Below are 18,591 nucleotides of genomic sequence, written 5' to 3' on the forward strand. Positions count from 1 at the left end.
TAATACTGTGGGATAACGGTTGTGAAAATGGGGAAAAATTGAATTGGGGATTCGATTTACATAATACTCACTATCGGATTTTTGCAAAAAGCCAGCCTTAGCAAAAATTACTGCATTTAGCTTCTATATTATTTAGCCTTATCAATTGACAGGCACCCGAGCCTCTAGGGTATAAGAAGTTTTCTTTCCTGCTCCTTTGAATGACAAAAAACAAAGCAGTGATCCCAATTTTCGGGTGCACTGCTTTGTTTTTTGTAGTATTCTACGCATTCATCATTAGCTCGATAACTTGTTATCATTCGTTAAATCAAAATCCGCATAATCCTGAACCCTTTCGATTTTACCAACCAAGAAAATGTAGGACATGGCTCCAGCAAAGGTTATACAAGCAATAAAGGTAAGTGCAGGAGCAAAATCACCGCCCTTTGCCAGGAAGCCAATCACAATCGGTATAATAATTGATGCTGTACCACCAATGAAGTTGAAGGTACCTCCAGCAATCCCAATCAGCCTTTTTGGGGCAAGCAATGAAACAAACACCCAGGTGATTGAAGCGAAACCGTTTCCAAAAAAGGCGATACACATGAATAAAATAACTAGATTAGTATTGTCAACGAAATTCGCTCCAATGATTGAAGTGGAAAGCAATAATCCTGATATTACAGGAACTTTCCTTGCAATATCTGCAGATACTCCTTTTTTAACAAGGAAATCAGATAGGAAGCCTGCTAGTAAAACTCCGACAAATGCCGCTAAGAATGGTAAGGAAGCCAGAAGACCAGACTTAATGAATGTTAAGCCCCTGTATTCAACAAGGTAAGTAGGGAACCATGTTAAGAAAAACCATAGTGTGGAGGCTACTGCAAACTGTCCTATATATATTCCCCATAGTTTTCTGCTCGTCAGAACAGCCAAGAAATCTTTTTTACCTATTTTTCTGACAGGTGAATCATCTTTTCGAGAAGAAGATTCAATGATTGCTCCACCTTTTTTGATATAATCCATTTCAGCCTTGCTTATGCTCTTACTATGCTGTGGATCTCTATATAAAACATACCATAAAATGGACCAAGCCACCCCTATGATCCCTGTTATAATAAAAAGCCCACGCCAGCCTACGGACTGCTGGAGAAACACTAATGTTGGAGTTAAAAAAGCCAGGCCTACAAATTGACCAGATGTGTAGATGGAGATGGCTCTTGCTCGTTCATTTTCTGGAAACCAGCTTGCCGCAACCTTACTGTTGGTCGGGAAGGCTGGAGCTTCGAACGCCCCAAGTCCGACCCGTAACAAGAAAAACCCTGAAAACCCGCTTGCAAATCCCTGTAGAAGCGTTGCGATGGAAAATCCCGCAATTCCGTATGCGTGAGTTCTGCGGTTCCCTAGTTTTTCTAAAATCCACCCGCCTGGAATCTGCAAAGCACAATAAGTCCAGCCGAACGCAGAAAAGATTAACCCCATACTTACGGAATCCAATCCTAGTTCTTTTGAAATAAAAGGTGCTGCTATGGAAATATTGCTTCGATCCATGTAGTTAATAATTACGGTGAAAAATAGCATCATTACAATTCCGTAACGAACTTTTGTCATTTTCTTATTCACTGTACTCACCTTTTTCATTTGGGATTTTCTTTTACCACTCCGCGATACTACCGTCCTTGTGTCTCCAAACAGGGTTTCTCCAATTATGACCAATCTCCGTCATTTTTCTCACATGGTCCTCATTTATCTCAATTCCCAGTCCTGCCCCATCTGGAATTTTCACATAGCCTTCCTCGTATTTGAACACTTGATTATCAACTATGTAATCCAGCAAATCACTACCTTGGTTATAATGAATGCCTAGGCTTTGTTCTTGGATAAATGCGTTATGGCAAGTAGCATCCACTTGTAGACAGGCTGCCAAAGCAATCGGTCCTAATGGACAATGAGGAGCAGCTGCCACATCAAAAGCCTCAGCCATCGAGATGATTTTCTTACATTCTGTTATTCCCCCAGCGTGCGATAAGTCAGGCTGAATAATATCAGCATATCCATCTGTAAGCAGCTTTTTAAAATCCCACTTAGAGTACATTCTTTCACCTGTTGCAATCGGAATCGCAGTATGATTCACAATATCCCGCAAAGCTTCATTATTCTCTGGTAATACAGGTTCTTCAATGAACATCGGTCTGTATGCTTCCAGCTCTTTTACAAGGATTTTGGCCATTGGTTTATGGACCCTTCCGTGAAAGTCAATTCCGATTCCAATATGAGGGCCTACCGATTCACGTACAGCAGCAATTCGCTCCATCACCTGATCAATTTTTTCATAAGAGTCCACATATTGGAGTTCTTCAGTCCCATTCATTTTAACCGCTGTGAATCCCTTAGATACAACTTCCTTAGCTGCTTCACCAACATCGGAAGGGCGGTCTCCGCCAATCCAAGAATAAACCTTAATAGAATCTCTGGCTTTTCCTCCAAGTAGCTGGTGGACCGGGGCGTTATAATATTTCCCTTTGATATCCCAAAGAGCTTGATCAATCCCGGAAATCGCACTCATTAGGATTGGGCCTCCACGATAGAATCCTGCTCTGTACATGAGATTCCAATGGTCTTCAATATCAAGTGGATCTTTACCAATTAGATTTTCCATTAATTCATCAACTGCAGCTTTTACAGTTGCCGCTTTTCCCTCAATTACGGGTTCTCCCCAGCCAACAATGCCTTCATCTGTTTCAATTTTTAAAAATAACCAACGAGGTGGTACTTGGAATAATTCATAGCTTTTAATTTTCATTGTTAATCTCTCCTTAGTAGTTTTTGCTGTGATTGATAGACATCTATGATTTTAAGATCGAATAGCAGAAACAAATGATTTAGCTTTTTGCGTCAATGCCGTTAAGTACTTTTCATTTACTTCCTGTTTTGCGTCGACAAGCGAGCTGCCAATTCCGAAACCAACAACTCCAGCTTTTTGGAACTCGGTTATATTGTCTAAAGTAACTCCCCCTGTAGGTAAAAGAGGGATATGAGATAACGGACCACGAATATCTTTAAAATAATTGGGACCGACACTTGCCGGGAAAACCTTGATAATATCTCCTCCATTTTCATATGCTGTTAGAATTTCCGTAGGGGTGAAAGCCCCTGGTATACTAACTGCACCATATCTTTTCGTCATTTTAATGGTTTCTAGATGTACGGTTGGAGATAAGATGAATTTTGAACCTGCGAGTAGGGCTGCCCGGGCTGTTTCAGGGTCTAATACCGTACCAGCGCCCACCACCATTTCCTCGCCAAGCTCTTGAGAAATTAGTTCAATAGATTCTAGTGCATTAGGAGAGTTAAGAGTGATCTCAATTAATCTGACACCACCATCCCGTAAGGCCTTTGCAATTTTTAATGTATCCTCTGGCTTTGCCCCTCGGACAATGGATATGATTTTATTTTCAAAAATGTGAGTAAGCGTATTCATTCTGAACACTCCTTTAACGGATTACATCCTCTTTATTGGTTTGGTTCATATATTCTTCAAGTGTTTCTTTATCTGGAAGCCCTTCAATATCACCATCTACAGATGTAACAATTGCTCCTATCGCACAACCACGTTTTACCGCTTCGTGAATGGGTATTTCATCCAATATTCCGGATATTACGCCGGCAGCGAATCCATCGCCAGCTCCAATGGGATCGATTACCCTTTCGACTTGATAAGGCTGAACATAACCAGAAGTATCAGAAGTGGAATAGTATGCTCCCTTTTCTCCCAGTTTCACTATTGCCATTTCGGCACCTAATTGTTTACATTCTTTCGCTATCTCTTCACAATCTGTTGACTTGAATAAGTAGTATCCTTCCGAGATTCCTGGAAGAATGATATCGGACTTTGCTGCTATTTCCAATAACGTTTCTCTCCCAGTTTTATCATCAAGAAGCGTCTTTCGTACATTGGGGTCAAATACGATTTTTTGACCATTTTTCTTGGCAAGCTCTATTGCATGTAAAACGGTGTTTTTACAAGAATCACTAAGTGCAGGTGTTATTCCAGTAAGATATAGGAACTTTGCTTTGGCTAAATAGCTTTCTTCCATATCTGCAGGGACCATTTTACTTGCAGCAGATTGATTTCGGTAATAGAAGACTCTTGAACTATTGATAGTCGTTCTTTCTCTTAAAAACAAACCCGTGGGTGCGCTTTCATCTTCTTTTACAAAAGAAGTGTCTACGCCTTCCCCCCGTATTTTTGAAAGGATACGTTTTCCAAGCTCATCCTTGCCTACTCTGCTCATCCATCCCGTTTGATAGCCAAGTTTCGCTAATCCAATAAGTGTATTTGTTTCAGCACCGGCAACTCTCGAAGTGAAATTCCGGTTGTATCGTAATTGACCTGTTTCTTCAGCAGAAAATATGATCATCGTTTCCCCTAAACTTACAACATCCATATGAACACCCCGTTTCATTAAAACTGACTATTCCCTGCATTTCCAATACTGGTTGCAACGTCTTTTGCCGTAGTAATCAATTTTTCTACGATAAAATCCTTTTGCTTAATCATCCTATCCTTTGGACCTGCAACACTGACGGCTGCTTGAATGGTATGGTTGGTTCCATAAATCGGAGCAGCAAGACAAAATAAACCGTCTTCATTTTCCTCATCATCTATCGAATAACCAAGCTCATTAAACAATGTTAGCTGCTGCTCAAGCCGCTTTTTGTCTGTGATGGTGTGCTCGGTGATAGGGTGTAATTCAAGACTATCCAGGATAGTGGTCCTTTGTTGCTGAGGTAAAAAGGCCAAAAAAGCCTTTCCGAGACCTGTGCAATATAAGGGTTTTTGACTTCCAGGCTGTGCAGTAGTTCTAATGGAACGGTTGTTATCAATTTTCGCAACATATACCAGTTCATTCTCTGATAACACGGCCATGAATACCGTTTCTTGAACATCCTCCATCAATTTTTTTAAATAAGGCATCCCTTGAGAGGAAATATCCAACGAATCCATAGCAGCGCTGCCAATTTGAATCAGCTTTGGTCCTAACTTATATTTATTAAAGGAATCGAGAGAGAGATACCCTTCATTTAACAACGTTCTAATGAGACCAGAAGTACTGCTTTGTGGAAAAGATAAGGATTCACTAATTTCCTTGATCGTTAAACCATTCTGATTCTGGCTTAATAATTCAAACACTCTTAAAACTCTTTCTGCAGATTTAACTGACATTTGTTTAATCTCCTTTAAATCACATATATGATTTGAAATCCTGTATGTGATTTGATGATTTAATATTATCATAGGGAAACTAAATATCAAGAATTAAATTTACAATTTTCTAAAAATATTAAATTTTAAGAATTGAAATAATTTAATTATTAGGTGAACAAGGATGCTTTGATCCCGAGGGGCAATGGAAGAAGCTAAGACCGTAGGTCCAAGCTTCTAGTGAGATAAAAATGGGGGCATTGAACAGCTTCAATAAATAGACTGGTCAGTTGATCGTTTATGAGATGGAGTCTATGAAAAGCAGTATTAAACCTCGAGTTGAAGGAACCTACATCTCTTTTGATGTATCAGAGGGAAGGCTTTAAAAAATTTCTGAAAAAGGAGTGAAGCGCAAGGTGGGAAATGCAGTGAAAAAAATAATACCAGGTATTCATTCATAAGTTATTTTTGCCCCAGAACCTTCTAAACTCCTAACAAACTTTGATTATATTGGCGAAAATCCGGTTGAATTCAAAAAGCTTGCATTATTTATTATTATTATTATAAAATACTTGTATACAAGTGTACTTGAACTCTATAAGAAGGTGAATTTATGGCTGAATCAAAGGAATTTCTTTATCCTGTAAAATGGCTATCAAAAGCTTCAGCCGGTGATCGCGTTACATCCGAGCTTAGAATGCGTATTATTTCGGGGATGATTGAAAGCGGTGCCATCCTTTCTGAAAATAAATTAGCTGCTGATTTCGGTGTAAGCCGCTCACCCGTTCGTGAAGCGTTAAAAATACTGGCCTCTGAAAATATCATCCGGTTAGAAAGAATGGGTGCGGTTGTCATTGGTTTAACAGAAAAAAAGTATGCGGAAATTTATGATGTACGTATTCTCATCGAAACGTTTGTATTTGAACGTCTAGTGAGGATGAACACGAATGAATTAGTAATGGAACTTAGTAAAATATTGGAAATGATGAAAGTGTCCATAAAATACCTGGATGCGGATGAGTTTTCCTATCAGGATGTTCTATTCCACGAAACGATCATTCGCTCCATCGATCATTCCTACATCCTGATGATCTGGGATAATTTAAAACCTGTAATGGAAAGTTTGATTCTTCTATCCATGCGCAGTCGTTTTAAAGAAAAGTATGAAGACTTTACACGGATCATAAATAATCATCAGCTTTATATTGATGCGATCAAAACAAAGGATCGAGACATCATGATTAAGTCGTTACATGAAAACTTTGATGATGTTCAAGGAAAAGTTGAAGACTTATGGATGGCTCAACAGATGCTTTCAAAAGGAGTCGAACAAGAAAATGACTAGCTATATGTTAGGAGTAGACATCGGTACAACAAGTACAAAAGCTGTATTATTCACGAAAAAAGGCGATGTCATCCAGCAAGAGAATATTGGCTATCCTCTTTACACACCGGATATGACAACGGCGGAACAAGACCCTGAGGAGATTTTTCAGGCTGTTCTGAAAGCCTTTTCAAATATAACGAAGCAGCATCCAGATAAAAAACCATCATTTATTTCATTTAGCAGTGCGATGCATAGTGTTATAGCTATGGATGAAAATGACCAGCCGCTAACCGCTTGCATCACTTGGGCAGATAATCGCAGTGAAGCTTGGGCCCATAAAATAAAGGATGAATTAGATGGGCATGAAGTTTACAAGCGAACCGGAACACCGATTCACCCGATGTCACCATTATCCAAGATCACCTGGATCGTGAATGATCGCCCGGAGATCGCAACCAATGTTAAAAAGTATATCGGGATTAAAGAATATATCTTTAAAAAGTTCTTTGGCCAATACGTTGTCGATTATTCCCTTGCTTCATCCATGGGCATGTTGAATCTTAAAAACTTGGATTGGGATGAGGAAGCCCTAAGAATTGCTGGAGTAAAGCGTGATCAATTATCTGAACTTGTACCGACAACAAAGATCTTTAACAACTGTGATGCGGATTTAGCCAAACAGATCGGGATAGACCCAAAAACCCCATTTGTCATTGGGGCAAGTGATGGTGTCCTTTCAAATCTTGGTGTAAACGCTATCCGGAAAGGTGAAATCGCTGTCACGATCGGGACAAGCGGTGCGATTCGGACAATTATTGACGAACCGAAAACAGACGAAAAAGGAAGAATCTTTTGCTATGCCTTAACGGAAAAGCATTGGGTGATTGGCGGGCCGGTAAACAATGGCGGGATGGTCCTTCGCTGGATTCGCGATGAATTTGCTTCTTCCGAGGTGGAAACAGCTAAAAGACTCGGAATCGACGCTTATGAAGTCTTGACCAAGATTGCCGAACGGGTAAGACCGGGCGCGGATGGATTGTTATTCCATCCATATCTTGCAGGTGAACGTGCACCATTATGGAACCCGGACGTAAGGGGTTCATTTTTCGGGTTAACACTGTCGCATAAGAAAGAACATATGATTCGAGCGGCTCTAGAGGGAGTCATTTACAATTTATACACCGTATTTTTGGCCTTAACCGAATGCATGGACGGTCCCGTGACCCGAATTCAAGCTACGGGAGGCTTCGCAAGGTCGGCTGTTTGGCGGCAAATGATGTCCGATATCTTCGAATCGGAAGTCGTGGTTCCAGAAAGCTACGAAAGTTCGTGCCTGGGTGCTTGTATATTAGGGTTATATGCAACTGGGGAAATTGATTCCTTCGAAGTGGTTTCTGAAATGATAGGCAATACCCACAAGCACACACCGAAAGCTGATTCTGTAAATGAATACAGGCAGCTGCTGCCGATTTTCATTAACCTATCAAGGGTATTGGAAAACGAATATACACAGATTGCGAATTATCAAAGAAACTTAATAAATGCTGCAAAGTAAAGACATGGGGGGATTACAATGCCATTAGTCATTGTCGCTATAGGAATTGTCGCTTTATTAATTTTAATAATGGGCTTAAAATTAAACACCTTTATTTCCTTGATCATTGTATCGTTTGGAGTGGCTTTAGCACTTGGGATGCCGCTTGACGGAATTGTCAAAACCATTGAAGCTGGATTAGGCGGAACACTTGGCCACTTAGCATTAATCTTTGGGCTTGGGGCGATGTTAGGTAAGCTGATCGCAGATTCAGGCGGAGCGCAACGCATTGCCATGACCCTCGTTAAGAAATTCGGTGAAAAGAATATTCAATGGGCAGTCGTGGCAGCATCATTCATTATCGGTATCGCATTATTTTTTGAAGTGGGATTAGTATTATTGATTCCAATCGTATTTGCGATTTCAAGAGAATTAAAAGTCTCGATATTGTATCTTGGCATTCCAATGGTGGCGGCTTTATCCGTAACACACGGTTTCTTACCGCCGCACCCAGGACCGACCGTCATCGCTGGTGAATATGGCGCAGACATTGGTCAGGTTTTACTTTACGGCTTCATCATTGCGGTTCCAACCGTTATTTTAGCTGGACCGATATTTACGAAGATAGCTAAAAGATTAGTACCTGAATCATTTACGAAAACAGGCAGCATTGCTTCATTAGGGGAACAAAAATCTTTTAAACTTGAAGATACACCTGGATTTGGAATCAGTGTATTTACTGCATTACTTCCGGTTATATTAATGTCAATTGCTACGATCATCACTTTGATGCAAAAAACGATGGGATTTGAAGATAATGGTTTACTGGCAGCTATCCGTTTCATTGGTGAAGCCGGTACTTCCATGTTGCTTTCCTTATTATTTGCGGTCTATTCAATGGGAGTGGCAAGAAAGATTCCAATGAAGGATATCATGGAATCTTGTACATCAGCAATCCTGCATATCGGAATGATGCTCTTGATCATTGGTGGCGGCGGAGCCTTCAAACAAGTATTGATCGACGGCGGTGTAGGTGACTATGTAGCTGAATTATTCAAAGGAACATCATTATCACCAATCCTGCTTGCCTGGATCATCGCGGCAATCCTGCGTATTTCATTGGGATCTGCTACAGTTGCTGCCTTGACGACAGCTGGTTTGGTTATTCCGATGTTAGGTCAGACGGACGTTAATCTTGCTCTGGTCGTACTTGCTACAGGAGCGGGAAGTTTAATCGCTTCACACGTTAACGATGCTGGTTTCTGGATGTTTAAAGAGTATTTTGGCTTAAGCATGAAAGAAACATTCGCAACATGGACTTTGCTTGAGACGATCATATCAGTAGCTGGATTAGGATTCATTCTATTACTAAGCTTATTTGTATAGGCTTTCCCGGCAGTAAATCCCCGACTTATGGCAGGGATTTACTGCCTATTATTCTTACATAAGAAGGAGCAGAAATAATGTTCAATACAATTGGTGTCATTGGTTTAGGGGTAATGGGCAGTAATATCGCATTAAATATGGCTAGTAAAGGGGAAAAAGTAGCTGTCTATAATTACACAAGAGATTTAACGGATCAGCTTGTTGCTGAATTGGACGGTCAGTCAATCCATCCGTATTACGAAATCCAAGATTTCGTTCAGTCACTGGAAACGCCAAGAAAGATTTTCCTGATGGTGACTGCGGGTAAACCGATCGACTCGGTGATCACTTCATTACTTCCTCATCTTGAATCAGGCGATATTATCATGGACGGCGGTAACTCCCATTACGAAGATACTGAACGCAGATATGATGAATTGAAATCTAAAGGATTCAGTTATGTAGGAATTGGGGTTTCCGGTGGGGAAGTCGGGGCGTTAAAAGGACCTTCAATTATGCCAGGCGGAGATAAGGACGCCTATGAAAAAGTAGCTCCAATCCTGACAAAAATCGCAGCTAAAGTAAATGATGCTCCTTGCTGTACCTATATCGGCCCAAAAGGGGCAGGTCATTTTGTGAAAATGGTACATAACGGGATTGAGTATGCAGATATGCAATTAATCGCCGAAGCATATACGTTTTTAAGAGAAAAATTGCATTTAGAGGTTAATGAAATTGCTGACATCTTTGAAACATGGAATCAAGGCGAACTGAAAAGTTATTTAATCGAAATCACAGCGGAAATCTTAAGGAAGAAAGATGAAGTGACGGGCTTACCCTTGATCGATGTGATTCTTGATAAAGCAGGACAAAAAGGCACGGGAAAATGGACCAGCATGCAAGCGATTGATAACGGAATTCCAGCATCGATCATTACAGAGTCTTTGTTTGCGCGCTACATTTCCGCTCTAAAAGAAGAACGGGTTCATGCGGAAAACATTCTAACAGGGCCTGAGAACGTTCAGCAAAAATTAGATAAAAATGAGTGGATTGACTATATTAGGCAAGCATTATATATGGGAAAGGTTTGTGCATACGCGCAAGGTTTCACTCAATATAAAATGAGTTCTGAACTTAACGGCTGGGATTTGCCTTTGAAGGATATTGCGCTTATTTTCCGCGGCGGCTGCATCATTCGGGCAGAATTTTTAAACGTCATTAGCGAAGCCTATCAAGAGCAGCCAAATCTGGCCAATTTATTGATTTCACCATATTTCGCTGAAAAGGTAGCAAAGTACCAGGTGGGATTGCGAAAGGTAGTCTGTGAGGGAATAAATTCCGGCATCTCGTTTCCATGTTTAGGCTCTTCACTTACTTATTATGATAGTTATCGAACAGGCATCTCAAATGCTAACCTTTTGCAAGCACAACGTGATTATTTTGGTGCGCATACCTATGAACGACGTGATTTAGCGGGGGTTTTCCACACGAACTGGCAGTGATGGAAAGTGACAAAAGAAATAGTCATTTGTAATACCGTTCATGAAGTTGAAACAGGTATTTTACTTCAAAAAAGAGTTGCTTTGGCAGCTCTTTTTTCTTATGTAACAAAAGGTGCAGGTAGTGGATAAAGGAATTTTAGTTAGGGAAAAAAGATTGATTGCGTTATTTCGAACCATGGGTGAACATCATAAATAGGAAAAGAGTGATGGGCAACAAATAATATTTTTGGGGGAGGTTTAATACTCAGGTTAAGTGGTATATAAATGATATCGGTTTATAGCATTTAATTCCCCTGCTACCTTAACTTTATAGTCAGGGTTCACTAACGTTTCTTGAATAATGTCGGCAAGTGGCACATATTCTTCTTTTGGATATTACCAAATTATTTCCGCGTGGAAAAGGAGTGATATATCATGAGGCAAATGTGTATTTACTGTTTTAAATGGGCTGACATAGATACGATGACACCAATTTTTGAACAAGGTAGAGAGTTCGTCAATTATTATTGTGAAGATTGTGTTAATGCTGCTATGGATAATTTGTTTAAGCTCCCATACAAACATGCATGCGAACCATCAAGAATCCACTAGCATCAAGATATGCGATTTAATAGTTAAGCGAGTGTGCTGGAACAGCGTAACGAAAGGCCATCTCAAACGAGAAGGGCTTTTTTTGTTCAGATTTGTATAGGGGGAGGCCTTGTAATCATCGGTGCTCACCTAGCAAGTGAATATCTTTAAAGTTGAAGGCCTCCCACAGTTTACTGAGGGGAGGCCTTTTCTTATCAAGTAATCCGGAGGTTTACCCTAGTTATTTCAACCCACTTAAACAAAATAATCATACCGAATATTATTAAGTGGTACTCATAAGGTAGTATATCGGATTGAGGAAAAATATGAATTCGGATTAGATATAAACAATAAAAACAGTTAAAGAAACTAAGCATTTAAGGGGAAGATTAACCTGTTAAAGGAATTCTATGTTTGTTATACTCTTGACGCTGATGTTAAGTGGGAGAAAATAAAAAAAGGATTGAGCAGTAAAAAAGAGGATGTTTTACAAGAAGTCTTGAAAAGGATGGAACACTGTGAGTATTTTATCGTGAAAAGTGAAAGTAGGCATCATATTATTCATACATCTTTAATACGTTATATACGTATTTTTGATAAGAAATAAGTAATCTCACTACTGATATCCTGGAATATAAGTTATGTTTGTATTCTCCTAACAGTCTATCTGGGAGGGGATTTTTCTATGGAAAAAAAGGGCAAACCTTTTCATACATATACAGAGCGAGTATGGTTGGTTAACACTTTTGAAAGGAGTGTAAAGATGAATAAAGAATGGGATGATGGTTTTATTGAGGCATTAATGGTTTCCCTTCAAGACGATAGAGTCATTGAAAAGATACAAGCAATAGCAGAAGCGGGCTCGTTTAGTCAATTGGGGGAGCATAAGGAGCTGCTGAAAGAAAAAGAAAATGAAATAGCAAAACTTCAACAAGAGCTTGCCTCGAAAAAAACAGAAATTAGTGAGTACCAAAAAATGATCCACCATCTGAATGAGAAAATGGAATCCTATTACAATGAATTGCAAAAGAGAAGAGCGGACTATCGGGAAGCAGAAAAACTTTACGAAGCTGTTCAACAATTATCCGAAACCACTAAAAGTTCCTTGAAAGGAATCTTCAAGGGCGGTTCCGTGCAGGAATTTATAGTCTGTGGCGTGCAATATGAAAACATTTCATCTTTGTGGGATTTTATCAAAAACGAGATTATGGAAGGACGGGAGCAGGAAAGAGAGACTTTGCTCGCTCTTTTTCTGTTTTTCTTTCAAGAGTACAGTAAAACATACGATACCCCTTTATATAAAATACAGCAAGTGAAAATGAATGAGGTCTTCAGGGAGGACTTGTACATAAGGGCCCTCAATAGCAAAATATCCGGGAACATCATGGACGTCCTGCTGCCAGGATATATAAGCATTAATGGTAAAACCATTAAAAAATCCGTTGTGAGAATCTAGCAGGCGAAAAAGAGAATGATAGTAAAGGAGAAATACAATGACATCGATTATTATCCCAGAGATTGAAGAAGGCATTGAAAAAATCCTTCTTGTGCAATGGTATAAACAGCCAGGCGATTATATTACGGTGGGCGAAAGCTTAGCCAAATTCAGCTGTGAGGGCATCGAATTTGACCTCTTTTCAGAAAAAGAAGGTACCCTTAAAGAATTGAACGTAGCGGAGGACACTATAGTCAAGATTGGTGACCTGATATGTTATTTGGATTCTGGTGATGCAATTTCTGAAGAATTATTAAAAGAAGTTGAAAAACAAGAAACGATGGAAGATAAAGAGCCGATTGAGAGCGTAACAAGCTTAGCTGAAAAAAATAACATAGACAGTTCCATATACTTAATGAATAAGAACGAAGAGCAGGTTCTATTCTCACCTGATTCCCAAACCGTTCCGGTCTCTGCCATTTCAATGACTTATAAAGAAGTGAGATCGTTAATCAGCCATTTATATCAAAGTGCAGAAGAAACCTTCTTCAAGGATGAAGCGGGCTTCTTTCAAGACATTAAAAAAATGCTCCGTTCCAGATGGGTTTACATGAATAATGGGAATATGATATATGATCACAACATCGCAGCGGTATTTCCTTATAGAAAATACTATGAATTAATGGACGAGGATTTTGACTACAAAAAGCATCTGGACGTTTCCGGTTTTAAAGGTGATGCCATGACACGGGAAGAGGCTGCGAAAAGTTTCAATACAACCGATCACCCTGTATATAAGAGAATATTAACTTTAGACGATTATTCCGCGAATAAAAATCCTTCGATTTCAAGGATATTTGCCAATCAAACGGCTAACTCTTCTAAATCGATAGCGTTTAAATCCAACGGGTACGACATTCAAAGCTACGATGTAGTAAATCAAAAAAACAATTTGCTGGGAAAAGGATTTTTCGTTCCCGTCTTCCGTTTAAATGGGGAAAATGCTTTTGAAATCAATGACCGAAAGGCTCTCCATCTCTGGCTGGAAAACCGGTTAGTTCCAAGCGGATTAAGCGCAGAACGCCAGAAGGAGTATGGTTATTTGCTGGAATTGTATCGATTAAAGGAATTAGATCATGAAAGTTTTCTTAAAGAATTGCCATCGATCGCTATCGATTCCAACACGTTTTATGAGAAGCTTTTAAACTCTGAAAAAGTAAGAGCTGATATTGATACATATGATGAAAAGATGCTAACAGATCCAAACAGGGGACATTGGGATTTATGGCCTGTCACCTCTGATGAAAAACCTTTAACGATAAAGCTGAACGAGGAAATAATGGCCAGAAACCCTAAAATGGATATTAGGGAGGACGGCATAGTCGGCATTGATTTTGGAACGAAAAGTACAGTGGTCGTTCATCAAGAAGAAAGTGATTTTACTCTTCCCATGCGTATTGGGGTTGGCTACCATAACACGGAAGTACAAGACTGGCATTATGAAAATCCAACCGTGATTGAATTTATTGATTTAGAGCATTTCCTGGAGCTTTATCAAGAAAAAGAAGGAAGACCAGATACAAGGTGGCAGGATGTGACGGTTTCCCACAATGCTCTTAACAACTTGATGAATGGAAAGAGTGACCATTATTATTCCATATTGAATAATCTAAAGCAGTGGGCTGGAGAGAAGAATAACGAACTCCGATTAAAAGACAAGAGGGGCTATGCCGTTGTACTGCGTTCCTTTTTGGACTTAACCGATCAGGAAATCAACCCAATCGAGTTATACGCCTACTACCTCGGTTTGTACATCAATAACCAGAACAATGGGATTTACCTCGATTACACCCTTTCTTTCCCGGTGACGTATGAAAAAGAGGTAAGGGAAAAAATTCTAAAGTGTTTTGAACGCGGGTTAAAAAAGACGCTTCCTATGCCGATTCAGCAGGATGAAGAATTAATGAAAAAGTTTCGTGTCACCGCTGGGGCGAGTGAACCTGCAGCCTATGCCGTTTGTGCGTTACAGGAATACGGGTTTGAACCGGAAGAAGATGAAAAAACGTACTATGGTGTGTTTGATTTTGGTGGAGGAACGACAGATTTTGATTTTGGGATTTGGCGTGAAGCGGGCTTGAAAGAAAGCAGATATGATTATGTCATTGAGCATTTTGCAGCAGGCGGGGACCGGTATTTAGGCGGTGAGAACATGCTGGAGCTTTTGGCGTTCCAAGTGTTTAAAAACAACCAAAGAACAATGCGTGAGCTAAACATTCCTTTTACCCTCCCAGCGGAATGTGTGAAGTTTCCCGGAAGTGAAACACTGATTAATGAGTCACAAGAAGCCTATTTAAATACGAAACAATTGGTGGAAAAATTAAGGCCGCTTTGGGAAAGACATGAACGGTATGAAGAACAGTTTGGAAAAGGAATGATCCGGGCGGATTTGTTTGACAAAGCCGGCCACGCTAAACTCAATGTGGAACTTTTGATCGATCAAGATGAAATGGAACAACAGATTGAGGAAAGAATCGACAAAGGCATTAAAAATTTCTTTGAGTCATTACGGCGCGCTTTTGCCCGGTCAGAACACAGCAAAATTAATAAAGTGAATATACTGCTTGCGGGTAATTCAAGTAAATCCCCGGTCGTCATGAATCTATTTAATAAGTGGATTGAAAGGGAAGTGCAGAACACTCAAAACTGGGGAGAAGTGTCTGGTGATCTTTTTGAGATTCTCCCGCCACTGGGGACAGAAGGCGCTTATTTAAAGCAAGAAGAGAGAAACAGAGTGGTTAACCGGGATATAATAACCGCCCCTACAGGAAAAACAGGGGTTGCCTTTGGGCTTGTACAAAGCAGAAAAGGCGGAAGTATAAAAGTTATTGACCGCGATATGGTGAATGGGGAATCAAAGTTCAAGTATTTTCTTGGCATCGGGAGAAAAGGGAAATTAAAAACAATGATTGATCAAGAAGAAGAGTATAACATTTGGCATCTTTTCATTGATGCGTCAGAAGAAGATTTTGAAATTTATTACACAAGCCTGCCGGAAGCTAGTACCAATCAGCTTGAAATTAAGCAGGCACAGAGGAAAAAGCTTCGGATTGAGCATGTAGATGATTCAGCTTTTGTTTATATTCGGACCATAAGCCCGACTGTCATCGAATATGTTGTTGCAGATGAAGGCTCGATTATAAGTGGGGATTATTTAAGTGAAATTACTAAAGTGGAATTAAGCTGATCTTTCGATGAAAAAATTTTTGAAAAGGTCTCTCACAGTATACTGTGGGAGGCCTTTTCATGCTCATCGTTATTCACAGCTAGGTGTTCACCTGTGGATTCACTTCTTTGATCCTCCTGTTGTTCCATAATCATTAAGAGTTAATTTTACATCGTAGTTGATCGGAGCTTCACTAAATGTTTGGTCCCAATCCTTTTTGACCTTATTCCATACTTTGGGGTGCTCAATTCTCAATCGATTTCCGAAGCCGGCAACGTCCGTTTTGTATTCTTTTTGCATTTTTTTCAATACATTCCCCACCAACCGTTTCACTTCTTTTTCAGATGATTTTTCTGCTTTTTTTAGAAATTCATTTTTAAAAGTATCTCCTGAAACTACCCAGTTTTCAGATAGTCTCCCCACTGATTCAATGTTTACATCAAAAGAGATGCTGTCTCCTTTAACACGTGGTATAATACTGCTTTTCATGGTCTCTATTTCATATACAATCGGCTCACCGGTTTCTTTATCAAAGCTTTTCACTACACCGCCTTTTCCCTTACCTGTTATCCATGTTACGCCCTCCAGTTCCTCTTCATTTAAAGTGCCAGTCATTTTGTGCGTCTTTCCATTGATTACGGCAGCCCCTGCAAATTTGACTTGCCCATCTGCTGATAGAACTTTTTGCATCAGAAAACTAGACCCTGATTTGATCTTGCTTTCTACTTTAATATGTGACATGGGGGGCAAAATCCTCGTTGTTCGATATTCATTTTCTACAATGCCAGCGAGACGGAACGCTGGAATTTCTCCTGCCTTCTTTGTTTCCAGTGTTTTGCTTGCTCTTCCTTTACTGATGAGCACAAGGCAGCTTGGTCTAAGCTCACTTTCCCGTAGATTTTGATCAAGTAATTGTTCCAACTTATACGATCTTGCAAGGTTTTCACCGATAACAACCACTTTCATATGGTGCGCGGTTACGGGTTGTTCACTTCTCAGTGATAATTCACGAACCATTTGATGCATGGAGTCTCCAGTTTCAGAAACATTAACATAAGATTTTTGTTGTGGTCCGGATTGTTTCGTTGTCGAACTCGCTACCTGTGGAGTGATAAATTGATAGGTTGCAGTAATCAGGTTCCTTTTTGAATAACCCCCCCCTTGTTCGTTTAACTTTTTCTCGATGGTGGACTGCTTGGCCTTATCGAATGCCAAACCTATACCTAAACTTTGCTCTTCAATTTCATGACTGCTCCAGCATCCTGTAAGGGATAAGAACAAAAGAATGGAGAGGGAAATGAAGAGGGGGCGTGTATTGCTATGTGATTGTTTCATATTTTTTCCCTCCCTTTATTCTTGAGATGATAAGCAGTAGAAGGGGGAGTAAACCAAATAAAAACATGGCGATATTGCCGACGAAATCTCCTTGCTTAAATAGGTCATTGATATTTTTCGGAATCATGGCAAGGATGTAGAGAATCGGAAGCAAACCAAACATGAATGGGTGAATGCTTTTTTTCGTAATTTGAGCTAGCCCTAAAGAGGCTGCAAAAAATGTGATCGTAAATGTGGCGAATATTTGCATGATCCAGACAACGAGCAATAAAGATTCAAACCGTTCAAAGATCAACCCGGCGACTTCAAAACTTCGGATAAGATCAAGTGTCGGCCATGTTCTCATGACCACTCCATCAACAGATAATGCCCCGATAACCATTACGACCGTTATCACGTAAAAAATCAATGGAATGGATACTCCAACAAGCAGGGCTTTTCCTGCTTTTTTTGGTGAATTCATAAATGGAATAAGCAGTAGCATGATTTCAGGCCCTGAAAAAGCGAGAGCCGTTGTTTTTACTCCTTTTAGTACAGGGACTATTCCTTCTCCTAATACCGGACGCAGATTATCGATCTCGAATATTTTAAAGCTCATGAAGGTAACAACCAAAAAAAGGATAACTGTCAAAGGTAAAATAATTTCAAAAAGACGGGCAATCGGGTTAATGCCGCCGATGATAAGATAAAGACTTACCCACATGAAAATCATAATAATTGCCCAAGTAGGCGTACCTTCCAGAAGTAAATACCTTATTACTTCCGCCATTGCGCGGAGCTGAAAACTGGAAGTGGTAAGAAAATAACATATTACAACTAAACTTAGTAACCCGCCCAGCCATTTTCCTACAATTTCATTGATGTATTGATAGAAGGTCTTTTCGGGAAACTGTTGGCTTAATTTGACCATGATCAGTCCCGCGGTTATAGTGATAACTCCGCCTAAAATAACGCTTATCCATGCATCTGGTGTTTGTACCTTCTCCGTAGATGATCTGGGTAGGGTGAGTAATCCTGTGCCGAGTATGAAGTTGATGACAATGACAGCTGCTTGTGGAGTTGTAATTTTGTCTTTCGGGCTGAGAATCATTCTTTAACCACCCTTTCACCGATAG

At 39.9% G+C, this 18,591-nt stretch carries 14 protein-coding genes; 7 read left to right on the top strand and 7 right to left on the bottom strand.

Annotated elements, in window-relative coordinates; translation table 11 throughout:
* Positions 1 to 276 precede the first annotated feature (276 nt).
* Genes MKX49_RS27755 through MKX49_RS27775 form a run of 5 tightly spaced genes read right to left on the bottom strand, consistent with a single transcriptional unit; the run spans position 277 to position 5,206 of the window.
* Complete coding sequence (locus tag MKX49_RS27755) at positions 277 to 1,602, bottom strand: MFS transporter (RefSeq protein ID WP_323599183.1); 1,326 nt, start codon at positions 1,600 to 1,602, stop codon at positions 277 to 279.
* Between the two features lie 31 nt (positions 1,603 to 1,633).
* Complete coding sequence (gene dgoD / locus MKX49_RS27760; RefSeq protein ID WP_340878401.1) at positions 1,634 to 2,782, bottom strand: galactonate dehydratase; 1,149 nt, start codon at positions 2,780 to 2,782, stop codon at positions 1,634 to 1,636.
* A 51-nt stretch (positions 2,783 to 2,833) separates the two neighbouring features.
* On the bottom strand, positions 2,834 to 3,460 hold the full coding sequence (locus tag MKX49_RS27765) for a bifunctional 4-hydroxy-2-oxoglutarate aldolase/2-dehydro-3-deoxy-phosphogluconate aldolase (protein ID WP_249596695.1): 627 nt from the start codon (positions 3,458 to 3,460) through the stop codon (positions 2,834 to 2,836).
* A 13-nt stretch (positions 3,461 to 3,473) separates the two neighbouring features.
* Positions 3,474 to 4,427, bottom strand: coding sequence for a sugar kinase (locus tag MKX49_RS27770; protein ID WP_340878402.1), 954 nt, complete (start codon positions 4,425 to 4,427; stop codon positions 3,474 to 3,476).
* Positions 4,428 to 4,444: 17 nt separating this feature from the next.
* Complete coding sequence (locus MKX49_RS27775; protein ID WP_202316477.1) at positions 4,445 to 5,206, bottom strand: IclR family transcriptional regulator; 762 nt, start codon at positions 5,204 to 5,206, stop codon at positions 4,445 to 4,447.
* A 592-nt stretch (positions 5,207 to 5,798) separates the two neighbouring features.
* Between MKX49_RS27775 and MKX49_RS27780 the strand changes: the two genes are divergently transcribed.
* The 7 genes from MKX49_RS27780 (at position 5,799) to MKX49_RS27810 (ending at position 16,162) form a co-directional block, all read left to right on the top strand.
* Positions 5,799 to 6,530, top strand: a complete 732-nt coding sequence (locus MKX49_RS27780; protein ID WP_048687535.1) for a GntR family transcriptional regulator — start codon at positions 5,799 to 5,801, stop codon at positions 6,528 to 6,530.
* Positions 6,523 to 8,067, top strand: a complete 1,545-nt coding sequence (gene gntK / locus MKX49_RS27785; protein ID WP_340878403.1) for a gluconokinase — start codon at positions 6,523 to 6,525, stop codon at positions 8,065 to 8,067. Before MKX49_RS27780 ends, gntK begins: the two co-directional genes overlap by 8 nt.
* 18 nt (positions 8,068 to 8,085) lie before the next feature.
* Complete coding sequence (locus tag MKX49_RS27790) at positions 8,086 to 9,432, top strand: GntP family permease (protein WP_340878404.1); 1,347 nt, start codon at positions 8,086 to 8,088, stop codon at positions 9,430 to 9,432.
* A 77-nt stretch (positions 9,433 to 9,509) separates the two neighbouring features.
* Positions 9,510 to 10,913, top strand: coding sequence for a decarboxylating NADP(+)-dependent phosphogluconate dehydrogenase (gene gnd, locus MKX49_RS27795; RefSeq protein ID WP_214809747.1), 1,404 nt, complete (start codon positions 9,510 to 9,512; stop codon positions 10,911 to 10,913).
* Positions 10,914 to 10,919: 6 nt separating this feature from the next.
* A complete protein-coding gene (locus MKX49_RS27800; RefSeq protein WP_318292634.1) occupies positions 10,920 to 11,042 on the top strand; it encodes a hypothetical protein in 123 nt (40 codons plus the stop codon).
* A 1,204-nt stretch (positions 11,043 to 12,246) separates the two neighbouring features.
* The gene (locus MKX49_RS27805) at positions 12,247 to 12,939 is read left to right on the top strand and encodes a hypothetical protein (RefSeq protein WP_340878407.1); all 693 of its coding nucleotides are present in this window, start codon (positions 12,247 to 12,249) and stop codon (positions 12,937 to 12,939) included.
* A gap of 37 nt (positions 12,940 to 12,976) precedes the next feature.
* Positions 12,977 to 16,162: a biotin/lipoyl-containing protein gene (locus tag MKX49_RS27810; protein WP_340878408.1), complete on the top strand. Its 3,186-nt coding sequence runs from the start codon at positions 12,977 to 12,979 to the stop codon at positions 16,160 to 16,162.
* A gap of 99 nt (positions 16,163 to 16,261) precedes the next feature.
* Here MKX49_RS27810 and MKX49_RS27815 read toward each other — a convergent pair whose 3' ends face one another.
* Both MKX49_RS27815 and MKX49_RS27820 read right to left on the bottom strand, forming a co-directional pair.
* Complete coding sequence (locus MKX49_RS27815; protein ID WP_340878409.1) at positions 16,262 to 17,476, bottom strand: Ger(x)C family spore germination protein; 1,215 nt, start codon at positions 17,474 to 17,476, stop codon at positions 16,262 to 16,264.
* Positions 17,460 to 18,566: a spore germination protein gene (locus MKX49_RS27820; RefSeq protein WP_340878411.1), complete on the bottom strand. Its 1,107-nt coding sequence runs from the start codon at positions 18,564 to 18,566 to the stop codon at positions 17,460 to 17,462. The genes MKX49_RS27815 and MKX49_RS27820 overlap by 17 nt, the downstream gene beginning before the upstream one ends.
* Positions 18,567 to 18,591: the final 25 nt, after the last annotated feature.

This window comes from Peribacillus sp. FSL M8-0224, assembly GCF_038003055.1.
In the GTDB taxonomy this organism is placed as follows: Bacteria; Bacillota; Bacilli; order Bacillales; family DSM-1321; genus Peribacillus; species Peribacillus frigoritolerans.

Excerpts from the sequence above, each read along its gene's own strand:
- MKX49_RS27765 (WP_249596695.1), bottom strand. The coding sequence starts at position 3,460 with ATGAATACGCTTACTCACATTTTTGAAAATAAAATCATATCCATTGTC.
- MKX49_RS27790 (WP_340878404.1), top strand. The coding sequence starts at position 8,086 with ATGCCATTAGTCATTGTCGCTATAGGAATTGTCGCTTTATTAATTTTA.
- MKX49_RS27810 (WP_340878408.1), top strand. The coding sequence starts at position 12,977 with ATGACATCGATTATTATCCCAGAGATTGAAGAAGGCATTGAAAAAATC.
- MKX49_RS27775 (WP_202316477.1), bottom strand. The coding sequence starts at position 5,206 with ATGTCAGTTAAATCTGCAGAAAGAGTTTTAAGAGTGTTTGAATTATTA.
- MKX49_RS27815 (WP_340878409.1), bottom strand. The coding sequence starts at position 17,476 with ATGAAACAATCACATAGCAATACACGCCCCCTCTTCATTTCCCTCTCC.
- MKX49_RS27780 (WP_048687535.1), top strand. The coding sequence starts at position 5,799 with ATGGCTGAATCAAAGGAATTTCTTTATCCTGTAAAATGGCTATCAAAA.
- gnd (WP_214809747.1), top strand. The coding sequence starts at position 9,510 with ATGTTCAATACAATTGGTGTCATTGGTTTAGGGGTAATGGGCAGTAAT.
- dgoD (WP_340878401.1), bottom strand. The coding sequence starts at position 2,782 with ATGAAAATTAAAAGCTATGAATTATTCCAAGTACCACCTCGTTGGTTA.
- MKX49_RS27820 (WP_340878411.1), bottom strand. The coding sequence starts at position 18,566 with ATGATTCTCAGCCCGAAAGACAAAATTACAACTCCACAAGCAGCTGTC.
- MKX49_RS27805 (WP_340878407.1), top strand. The coding sequence starts at position 12,247 with ATGAATAAAGAATGGGATGATGGTTTTATTGAGGCATTAATGGTTTCC.
- MKX49_RS27770 (WP_340878402.1), bottom strand. The coding sequence starts at position 4,427 with ATGGATGTTGTAAGTTTAGGGGAAACGATGATCATATTTTCTGCTGAA.
- gntK (WP_340878403.1), top strand. The coding sequence starts at position 6,523 with ATGACTAGCTATATGTTAGGAGTAGACATCGGTACAACAAGTACAAAA.